We start from the raw sequence: 9,239 nt of genomic DNA on the forward strand, positions 1-9,239 counted from the left end.
GTGCGGGCCTACGGCACCACGTCCACGAGGGAGCCCATGGACGCGTGTTTCCAGAGCGCGGCGGCGTCGGCGGGCGCCTCGCGCATCACGGCGCCGTGAACCCCCGCACCTCCGGCGGGGGCGAAACCCACGTTCACTCCATTGGTGGACGCGAACAGCACCACCTCCCCGCCCTCGCGGGCGAAGACGCGATGCGTGCCGCGCGCGGGGGCGGCGGCGCCCGCGCGCACCCCGTAGGTCCGCAGCACACCCTCGTGCGCATCGACGAGCCACACCCGGTGCCGCCCGAGGCTGTAGACGACCCGGGCGCCATGTCCGGAGCCACCCGGGAGCGCGGTGGGCGCGGTGGAGGTGGAGCCGCCGGTGCCGGTGGCGGTCGCGGAGCCGGCCGCGCCGGTCTCCCCGGGGGTGGCGCCACGGCCGCCGTGCGCACCTCCCGCGTGCCGCGGCGGCGCATCCACCGCGGCGGCCGTGAGCACCCCCACCGTCGCGATCGCCGCCGCGAGAAGCCCGGCCACCGTGGCCCCCGAACCGATCCGCACCACGGCTGCCGTCCTCCCACCGAATCGGCGCGTCATCGAGCCGACTGTCGTATATGTGCAATGAGGCTTTTGTCGGAATTGAAGGTAGCAGTCACCCCGCTCACGCCCCTGGCGCCCCGCCGCGCCCCGTGCGCGCCGTAGGCTGGGGGCGTGCTGCTGCTTGCCTTCGACACCGCCACACCCGCCGTCACCGCCGCCTTGTACGACGGGGAGAAGGTGCTCGCCGAGTCCACCGTGATCGACCCGCGCAGGCACGGCGAACTGCTGGTGCCCGCCGTCGACCGGGTGCTGGTCACCGCCGGCCGTGCCCTCGCCGACGTCACGGGCGTGGTGGTCGGCACCGGCCCGGGTCCGTACACCGGGTTGCGGGTCGGCCTGGTCACCGCCGCGTCGTTCGGCGACGCCCTCGACGTTCCCGTGCACGGCGTGTGCACGCTGGACGGGCTGGCCTGGGCGGCCGGCGAGGCCGGCCTGGACGGGCCGTTCACGGTGGCCACCGACGCGCGCCGCAAAGAGGTCTACTGGGCGCGGTACGACGGTCCGCTGCACCGGGTGGGCGAGCCCGCCGTGGACCGCCCGGCCGACATCGCCGCCGAGGTCGCGGGGCTGCCCGCGGTCGGCGCCGGCGCCGCGCTCTACCCCGACGTCTTCACCGACCACCGCCCCGACCCCGCGCACCAGTCGGCCGGTGCGCTCGCCGCGCTCGCCGCCCGCCGGCTGGCCGCGGGCGGGACGTTCCCGCCCGCCCGGCCGCTGTACCTGCGCCGTCCCGACGCCCAGGTGCCGGCCGGCTACAAGGCGGTACTGCCGAAGTGACCGAGCGAACCGGCGTCGCCCCTGTGGGCGGCGCCACCCTCCGGGCCATGCGCTGGTGGGACCTGGACGCGGTGCTCGCCCTCGAACACGAACTCTTTCCCGAGGACGCGTGGTCGCGCGGCATGTTCTGGTCCGAACTCGCCGACGCCCGGCACCCGTCCGCCAGCCGCACCTACGTCGTCGCCGAGGCGGCCGGACCGGCCGCGCCCGCCGGTGACGCCCCGGCCGCCGCGCCGCGGATCGTCGGCTACGCCGGGTTCGCGGCGATCGCCGGCACCGGCGACGTGCAGACCATCGCCACCGCCCGCGACCAGTGGGGCACCGGTCTCGGCGCCCGCCTGCTCACCGAGCTGCTGCGGGCCGCGACCGCCGCCGAGTGCCATGAGGTGCTGCTGGAGGTGCGGGTGGACAACGCCCGTGCCCAGCGGCTCTACCAGCGCTTCGGCTTCGAGCCCATCGGCGTGCGCCGGGGCTACTACCAGCCCGGCAACGTGGACGCGCTCGTGATGCGGCTGGCCGACCCCGCGCAGACCTTCGCGGCCGCGCGGCCGAACTTCGTTGAGGAAATCTGAGGATCTGAGGAACTGATGGCTGACGAACCCCTGGTCCTGGGTATCGAGACCTCCTGCGACGAGACCGGCGTCGGGATCGTCCGCGGCCACACCCTGCTCGCCGACGCCGTCGCCTCCAGCGTCGACGAGCACGCCCGCTACGGCGGGGTGGTGCCCGAAGTCGCCAGCCGCGCGCACCTGGAGGCGATGGTCCCCACCATCCAGCGCGCCCTCAAGGACGCCGGGGTCGGCGCCCGCGACCTCGACGGCATCGCGGTCACCGCAGGGCCCGGGCTGGCGGGCGCGCTGCTGGTCGGTGTCTCGGCCGCCAAGGCGTACGCCTACGCGCTCGGCAAGCCGCTCTACGGGGTGAACCACCTCGCCTCGCACATCTGCGTCGACCAGCTCGAACACGGCGCGCTGCCCGAGCCGACGATGGCCCTGCTGGTCTCCGGCGGCCACTCCTCGCTGCTGCTCGCCCCCGACATCACCAGCGACGTCCGCCCGCTCGGCGCGACCATCGACGACGCGGCCGGCGAGGCGTTCGACAAGGTCGCCCGGGTGCTCGGCCTCGGCTTCCCCGGCGGCCCGGTGATCGACCGCTACGCCCGCGACGGCGACCCGAGGGCGATCGCCTTCCCCCGCGGCCTGACCGGCGGCCGCGACCCGATCTACGACTTCTCCTTCTCCGGTCTGAAGACCGCCGTCGCCCGCTGGGTCGAGGCCCGCCGCCGGGACGGCCAGGACGTGCCGGTCGCCGATGTGGCGGCGTCCTTTCAGGAGGCCGTGGTCGACGTGCTGACCCGCAAGGCCGTACGCGCCTGCAAGGACAACGGCGTCGACCATCTGATGATCGGCGGGGGAGTGGCCGCCAACTCCCGGCTGCGCGTGCTCGCCCAGCAACGGTGCGAGGACGCGGGCATCCTGCTGCGGGTGCCGCGCCCCGGGCTGTGCACGGACAACGGCGCCATGGTCGCCGCGCTCGGCGCGGAGATGGTCGCGCGCGGCCGCGCGGCCTCCACCCTCGACCTGCCCGCCGACTCCTCGCTGCCGGTCACCGAGGTCTCGGTGCCCGGCCACACCCACGATGAGGAGCACCCCCACACCCACGGCCACGCACGCACCCACGACCACGACCACGTACACGAGTTGAGCAAGGACAACCTCTACGGATGACCGTCACGCTGATGTGGGAGGCGGCCGCGGCCGACGACCGGGGCGCCGAACTCCTCGACTGGGCAAGGCGGCAGGAGCTGTCCGGCGCGCCCCAGCGGGCGGAGTACCTCACCGCCCCCGGCGACCGGGTGCTCGTCATCACCTGGTGGGACGCCCCCTACGGCGCCGAACTTCCCGAACTGCCGGACCCGCCGGCGGAACTGGTCCGCCGTCAGGTGCACCGCTGGCGGTTCGTGTCGGTCGCGGTCAGGCCCTGATCCGGCCGTCCCACGCAGCCGGCGCCCCGACCAGCATCGCCGGCGCCCCCGCCATCCTGGTCAGGAACACCGTGGCCTCGTGCGGCCCCTGCGGTCGCACCCGCCGCCTCAACTCCTCCGGTTCCATGGCGAATCCGCGCTTCTTCACCGTCAACCGCCCCACCCCGCGCTCCCGCAGCAGCGCCTTGAGCCGTTTGAGGTTGAACGGCAGCGCGTCCCGGATCTCGTACGCCGCCGCGTACGGCGTCGGGTGCGGCGCGTCGCCGGTCACGTACGCGATGGTCGGGTCGATCAGCCCGCCGTCCACCTCGTCCGCCACCAAAGCGACCAGGTGCGCGCGGATCACCGCGCCGTCCGGCTCGTACAGGTACCGACCCACCGGCCGCACGTGCGGGTCCGGCGGCAGGCCGCCCGCGGCGAGGTCCGCCCCGCCCGGCAGCAGCGTGGCGCGTACGGTGCCGGGCCCGGTGCCGAACCACAGCGCCGCCTCCTTCACCTCGCCCCGGTCCGAGACCCACTCCGCCTCCGCGTCCGGGGGCACCGCCTCGTGCGGGATGCCCGGCGCCACCTTCACCGCCGCGTACGGGACGGTGCGCGCCGCCGCCAACGCCCAGGACAGCGGCGGGGAGTACGCCTCCGGGTCGAACGTGCGGCCCCGGCCCGAGCGGCGCGCCGGGTCCACGAACACCGCGTCGTACCCGGCCGTGTCCACCTCCGCGACGTCCGCGCAGCGCACTTCGATCCGGTCGGCCAGGCCCAGTGCGTCGGCGTTCGCCCGGGCCACCGCGCAGGTGAGCGGGTCGCGGTCCACCGCCAGCACCTCGATGCCCGCGCGGGCCAGCGCGACCGCGTCGCCGCCGATGCCGCCGCACAGGTCGGCCAGCCGCCGTACGCCCAGCGCGCGGAACCGCTCCGCCCGGTGCGTGGCGACCGACGCGCGGGTCGCCTGCTCGACGCCGTTGGGCGTGAAGTACATCCGCGCGGCGTCCTCGGCCGCGAACTTCGCCGCCGCCCGCTGCCGCAACCGGCTCTGCCCGAGGGCCGCGGACACCAGCTCCTGCGGGTGGGCCCGCCGCAAGCGGGTGGCCGCGGCCAGTTCGTCGGCGGGGTCATGGTCGCGCAACTGTGCGAGCAGGTGCTGCCCTTCGGGCGTGCGCAGGGCGTCGAAGTCCTCGGGGTTCACCTGCCCATTGTCCCAAGGACGCCCCGTGGTGCGCGGGGCAGGGGCCGGGCCGCGGGTGCACCCGTATGTGGGGCACCGCTGGCACTCCGCTTGACCGAGTGCTAAGTGCGTCCTAGTCTCGGTTCTGGCACTCGGCACCGCTGAGTGCCAGAACTCAGCGACGGGCAGGTCCGGCACCCGCGACGACGGGCCTACCAGGTCGCCGACCCAGACAGACACTCCCGTGAGCCCTTTGAAGGGGGAGGTCGGATCGTGACGACCGCCAGCACCAAGGTTGCCATCAAGCCGCTTGAGGACCGCATCGTGGTCCAGCCGCTCGACGCCGAGCAGACCACGGCCTCGGGCCTGGTCATTCCGGACACCGCCAAGGAGAAGCCCCAGGAGGGCGTCGTCCTGGCCGTGGGCCCGGGCCGCTTCGAGGACGGCAACCGGCTGCCGCTCGACGTCGCCGTCGGCGACGTCGTGCTCTACAGCAAGTACGGCGGCACCGAGGTGAAGTACAACGGCGAGGAGTACCTCGTCCTCTCGGCCCGCGACGTTCTCGCGATCATCGAGAAGTAATTTTCCCGGCTTCACCACCAGCCGTGATCCCGCCCCGGATTCTCCGCGCCCTCTTCCGGCCGGGGCCGGGGCGGTTTCGTTGACCGTCCTCACTGACTGACGACGACATACGAGTAGACGAGGTAGTTCGCAGGCATGGCCAAGACCCTGAAGTTCGACGAGGACGCCCGTCGCGCCCTTGAGCGTGGCGTCAACAAGCTCGCCGACACCGTGAAGGTGACCATCGGCCCCAAGGGCCGCAATGTCGTCATCGACAAGAAGTTCGGCGCCCCGACCATCACCAACGACGGCGTGACCATCGCCCGTGAGGTGGAGCTCGAGGACCCCTACGAGAACCTGGGCGCCCAGCTCGTCAAGGAGGTGGCGACCAAGACCAACGACATCGCGGGTGACGGCACCACCACCGCGACCGTGCTGGCGCAGGCGCTGGTCCGCGAGGGCCTGCGCAACGTCGCCGCCGGGGCGTCGCCCGCCTCGCTGAAGAAGGGCATCGACGCGGCCGTCAAGGCGGTCTCCGACGAGCTGCTCTCCTCCGCCCGCGCGATCGAGGGCAAGGAGGACATCGCCGCCGTCGCCGCGCTGTCCGCGCAGGACAAGCAGGTCGGCGACCTGATCGCCGAGGCGATGGACAAGGTCGGCAAGGACGGTGTCATCACCGTCGAGGAGTCCAACACCTTCGGCCTGGAGCTGGACTTCACCGAGGGCATGGCCTTCGACAAGGGCTACCTGTCGCCGTACTTCGTCACCGACCAGGAGCGGATGGAGGCCGTCCTCGACGACCCGTACATCCTCATCCACCAGGGCAAGATCGGTTCGATCCAGGACCTGCTGCCGCTGCTGGAGAAGGTCATCCAGGCCAACTCCTCCAAGCCGCTGCTGATCATCGCCGAGGACGTCGAGGGCGAGGCGCTGTCCACCCTCGTGGTCAACAAGATCCGCGGCACCTTCAACGCGGTCGCGGTGAAGGCCCCCGGGTTCGGTGACCGTCGCAAGGCCATGCTGGGCGACATCGCCACGCTGACCGGCGCCACCGTCATCGCCGAGGAGGTCGGCCTCAAGCTCGAGCAGGCCGGTCTGGACCTGCTGGGCTCCGCCCGCCGGGTCACCGTCACCAAGGACGAGACCACCATCGTCGATGGTGCCGGCGACAAGGCCGAGATCGAGGGCCGGGTCGGCCAGATCAAGGCCGAGATCAACACCACCGACTCCGACTGGGACCGCGAGAAGCTCCAGGAGCGCCTCGCGAAGCTGGCCGGCGGCGTCTGCGTGATCAAGGTCGGCGCGGCCACCGAGGTCGAGCTCAAGGAGAAGAAGCACCGCCTGGAGGACGCGATCTCCGCGACCCGCGCGGCCGTCGAGGAGGGCATCGTCTCCGGCGGTGGCTCCGCGCTCGTGCACGCGGTCAAGGTACTCGGCGACAACCTGGGCAAGTCCGGCGACGAGGCCACCGGTGTCGCGGTCGTGCGCCGCGCCGCGGTCGAGCCGCTGCGCTGGATCGCCGAGAACGCCGGCCTGGAGGGCTACGTCATCACCTCCAAGGTCGCCGAGCTCGGCAAGGGCCACGGCTTCAACGCGGCCACCGGCGAGTACGGCGACCTGGTCAAGGCCGGCGTCATCGACCCGGTGAAGGTCACCCGCTCCGCCCTGGAGAACGCGGCGTCCATCGCGTCCCTGCTGCTCACGACCGAGACCCTGGTCGTCGAGAAGAAGGAAGAGGAGCCGGAGGCCGCTGCCGGCGGTCACGGCCACAGCCACTGACGCACTCCCCGCGTCTGCGGCCCCTTGCGGCCCCGAGGGCCCGCCACCCCGTTCACGGAGTGGCGGGCCCCGGTCGTTCCCGCGGGTCGGTTCTCCCGGCCGGTCCCGCGGTCGTGGTTCCGGCCGTTTCCGGTCCCGCGGTCGCTCACCGCCGCGCCGGGCGCAACTCGTCGGCCCGGCGCGGCCCTTGGCGGGCTCAGCCCTTCGGGTCGTAGCGGCGGCCGGTCCGGGTGGAGGCGGCGCCGAAGAGGGCCGGGGGGACGTGGCGGGCGAGTGAGACCGCCACCTTGTAGCGGGCCGACGGCACGCTGACCGTGCGGCCCCTGGCCAGGTCGCGCAGCGCGGCGGCGACGACCGCGTCCGCGTCGAGCCAGGCCCACGACGGCAGCCGGGAGGCGTCCATGCCGGCCCGCGCGTGGAACTCGGTCCGCACGAAACCCGGGCACAGGGCGAGGAAGCGCACGCCCGAGCCGCGCAGTTCGTGCGACAGCCCCTCGGTGAACCGCACCACCCACGCCTTGCTCGCGCTGTACGTGCCGCGCGGCATGTAGGCCGCGACCGAGGCGACGTTCACCACGAAGCCCCGCCGCCGCTCCCGCATTCCCTCCACCGCGGCCGCGGTCAGCCGCAGCACCGCCTCGCAGTGCACCTTGATCATCCGTACCTCGTCCTCGACGGGCACGTCGAGGAAGGCGCCGCCGTTGCCGAACCCGGCGTTGTTCACCAGCACGTCCACCGGCCGGGCGGAGTCGCGCAGCCGCGCCTCGACCGCCTCGATCCCGGCGTCCGTCGCGAGGTCGGCGGCCAGCACCTCCACCTCGACGCCGTGCCGCTCGCGCAGGTCCGCCGCGAACCGGGCGAGCCGGTCGGCGTTGCGGGCGACCAGCACCAGGCTGTGATCGTCGGCGGCGAGCCGGCGGACGAAGGCCGCGCCGAGCCCTGCGGTCGCCCCGGTCACCAGAGAAGTCGTCATACCGCCAGCCTAGAAGGGCCGGGCCGCGCCTGGCGCCCTGCGGCGGTCAGCGGGCCAGTCGCCGCCGGATCGCCGCCCGCTCCGCGGCCGGGAAGGCGGCCAGGTCGACCAGCAGCGGCAGCAGTTCGGGCTCGGTGGTCACCGCGCGGAACGACACCGCGACCGTCACTTCGTGCGCCGGCCGGTCCACCACGTCCACCGCGTCGCCCGCGCCCACCTCACCCGGCTCGATCACCCGCAGATACGGCCCCGGCAGCGCGGCCTGCACGAACCACCGCGTCCACCCGCCCTCCTCCAGCCACCCGGCGAAGGTCGCACACGGAATGCGCGGGCAGGACACCTCGAGCAGCGCCGAGCCGATCCGCCAACGCTCCCGATCAGCGCCGCGTTGACGTCGATCCCGGCCGTGGTCAGGTTCTCCCCGAAGGAGCCGTTGGGCAACTCCCGGCCCAACTCCTGTTGCCAGTGGTCCAGATCCTCCCGGGCGTAGGCGTACACGGCCTGGTCGTCGCCGCCGTGGTGCTTCACGTCGTACACCCGGTCGCCCGCCAGGCCGACCGCTCCGGTCCCCTTCGGACCCGGCGCCGCCACGGCCACCGGGCCGGTGACCGGCCGCTTGTCGATGCCGGTCGCGGGCAGCCGCTTCCACGGATTCGGCCGCGGCCGACCGACGTTGACGGTCAGTACCTTCATGCCCATCGCCCGCTGTCCCTTCGTCAGTCCGCCGTGAGGATGTACGGCGTGGTGACGGCCAGCGCGCTGAAGCCCAGTCGCTCCAGGATCGGCCGGCTCTGGTCCGAGGCGTCCACCTGGAGGTAGCGGCAGCCGCGCGCGGCGGCGATACGGGCGCGGTGCGCGACCAGCGCGCGGTAGATGCCGCGGCCGCGCCACTCCTCGACGGTGCCGCCGCCCCACAGGCTGGCGAACTCCGTGCCCGGGTGGAACTCCATCCGAGCGGCGCACACCGCCCGTTCGCCCGCCATCGCCACGGTCATCTCCACGTCGGGGCCGCCCACCTCGGTCAGCAGCCGCTCCCGCAGGCGGGCGGAGACCGTGCCGAACGCCCGCTCGTGCACATCCGCGATCAGGTCCACGCCTGCCGCGTCCGTCACCGGCTCCAGCCGGATTCCGTCCGGCGCGGGGGTGTCCACCGGCAGCGCCGCGATCTCCGCGACCATCAGGGTCTCCGGCGGCTCGGCGACGAACCCCGCGGCGACGAGGCGCTCGGGGAGGTCTACGGGGTGGTCGTACGAGTACAGCTTCCACTCGAACTCGCGGCCCTTGCCCTCGGGAGAGCCCAGCCACGCTTGCTGCGCGGCGATCGCCCGGTCCACCTTCGCGGCGTCGTCCGCGGCGAACCCCGACCACACCACTCCGGCCCATCCGGCCGGGCCGTCACCCTCCACCAGCCGCACGACCCCC

Annotated in this window: 10 protein-coding genes and 1 pseudogene; 6 read left to right on the forward strand and 5 right to left on the reverse strand. The window is 73.6% G+C overall.

What is annotated here, in order from left to right; translation table 11 throughout:
* Positions 1-8 precede the first annotated feature (8 nt).
* A complete protein-coding gene (locus tag AC13HU_RS23725) occupies positions 9-578 on the reverse strand; it encodes a hypothetical protein (RefSeq protein WP_483043963.1) in 570 nt (189 codons plus the stop codon).
* 114 nt (positions 579-692) lie between these two features.
* Between AC13HU_RS23725 and tsaB the strand changes: the two genes are divergently transcribed.
* From tsaB to AC13HU_RS23745, 4 genes are read left to right on the forward strand one after another with little or no spacing between them, the layout of a single operon-like run.
* Positions 693-1,358: a tRNA (adenosine(37)-N6)-threonylcarbamoyltransferase complex dimerization subunit type 1 TsaB gene (gene tsaB / locus AC13HU_RS23730; protein ID WP_483043964.1), complete on the forward strand. Its 666-nt coding sequence runs from the start codon at positions 693-695 to the stop codon at positions 1,356-1,358.
* A gap of 47 nt (positions 1,359-1,405) precedes the next feature.
* On the forward strand, positions 1,406-1,930 hold the full coding sequence (rimI, locus tag AC13HU_RS23735; RefSeq protein WP_483043971.1) for a ribosomal protein S18-alanine N-acetyltransferase: 525 nt from the start codon (positions 1,406-1,408) through the stop codon (positions 1,928-1,930).
* Between the two features lie 15 nt (positions 1,931-1,945).
* Positions 1,946-3,085, forward strand: a complete 1,140-nt coding sequence (gene tsaD / locus AC13HU_RS23740; RefSeq protein WP_483043965.1) for a tRNA (adenosine(37)-N6)-threonylcarbamoyltransferase complex transferase subunit TsaD — start codon at positions 1,946-1,948, stop codon at positions 3,083-3,085.
* Complete coding sequence (locus AC13HU_RS23745; RefSeq protein ID WP_483043966.1) at positions 3,082-3,342, forward strand: hypothetical protein; 261 nt, start codon at positions 3,082-3,084, stop codon at positions 3,340-3,342. Before tsaD ends, AC13HU_RS23745 begins: the two co-directional genes overlap by 4 nt.
* On the opposite strand, the gene AC13HU_RS23750 is transcribed toward AC13HU_RS23745, so the two are convergent.
* Positions 3,332-4,525, reverse strand: coding sequence for a class I SAM-dependent methyltransferase (locus tag AC13HU_RS23750; protein ID WP_483043967.1), 1,194 nt, complete (start codon positions 4,523-4,525; stop codon positions 3,332-3,334). The two genes, AC13HU_RS23745 and AC13HU_RS23750, sit on opposite strands and share 11 nt — an antisense overlap.
* 252 nt (positions 4,526-4,777) lie before the next feature.
* Between AC13HU_RS23750 and groES the strand changes: the two genes are divergently transcribed.
* Both groES and groL read left to right on the forward strand, forming a co-directional pair.
* On the forward strand, positions 4,778-5,086 hold the full coding sequence (gene groES / locus AC13HU_RS23755) for a co-chaperone GroES (RefSeq protein ID WP_033177833.1): 309 nt from the start codon (positions 4,778-4,780) through the stop codon (positions 5,084-5,086).
* Positions 5,087-5,221: 135 nt separating this feature from the next.
* A complete protein-coding gene (gene groL / locus AC13HU_RS23760; RefSeq protein ID WP_483043968.1) occupies positions 5,222-6,844 on the forward strand; it encodes a chaperonin GroEL in 1,623 nt (540 codons plus the stop codon).
* 196 nt (positions 6,845-7,040) lie between these two features.
* Here groL and AC13HU_RS23765 read toward each other — a convergent pair whose 3' ends face one another.
* The 3 genes and pseudogenes from AC13HU_RS23765 to AC13HU_RS23775 all read right to left on the reverse strand — a co-directional run.
* A complete protein-coding gene (locus tag AC13HU_RS23765) occupies positions 7,041-7,817 on the reverse strand; it encodes an SDR family NAD(P)-dependent oxidoreductase (protein WP_483043969.1) in 777 nt (258 codons plus the stop codon).
* Positions 7,818-7,863: 46 nt separating this feature from the next.
* A pseudogene (locus AC13HU_RS23770) lies at positions 7,864-8,510 on the reverse strand (MOSC domain-containing protein).
* A gap of 23 nt (positions 8,511-8,533) precedes the next feature.
* Positions 8,534-9,239 (reverse strand): GNAT family N-acetyltransferase (locus AC13HU_RS23775; protein WP_483043970.1); only part of this gene is annotated, 706 nt, incomplete at its 5' end.

The organism is Streptomyces sp. NH27, from assembly GCF_056859195.1.

What these genes read in the sequence shown, in the direction of transcription:
- AC13HU_RS23725 (WP_483043963.1), bottom strand. Translation starts at nt 578, where the DNA reads ATGACGCGCCGATTCGGTGGGAGGACGGCAGCCGTGGTGCGGATCGGT.
- rimI (WP_483043971.1), top strand. Translation starts at nt 1,406, where the DNA reads ATGCGCTGGTGGGACCTGGACGCGGTGCTCGCCCTCGAACACGAACTC.
- tsaD (WP_483043965.1), top strand. Translation starts at nt 1,946, where the DNA reads ATGGCTGACGAACCCCTGGTCCTGGGTATCGAGACCTCCTGCGACGAG.
- AC13HU_RS23745 (WP_483043966.1), top strand. Translation starts at nt 3,082, where the DNA reads ATGACCGTCACGCTGATGTGGGAGGCGGCCGCGGCCGACGACCGGGGC.
- groL (WP_483043968.1), top strand. Translation starts at nt 5,222, where the DNA reads ATGGCCAAGACCCTGAAGTTCGACGAGGACGCCCGTCGCGCCCTTGAG.
- AC13HU_RS23765 (WP_483043969.1), bottom strand. Translation starts at nt 7,817, where the DNA reads ATGACGACTTCTCTGGTGACCGGGGCGACCGCAGGGCTCGGCGCGGCC.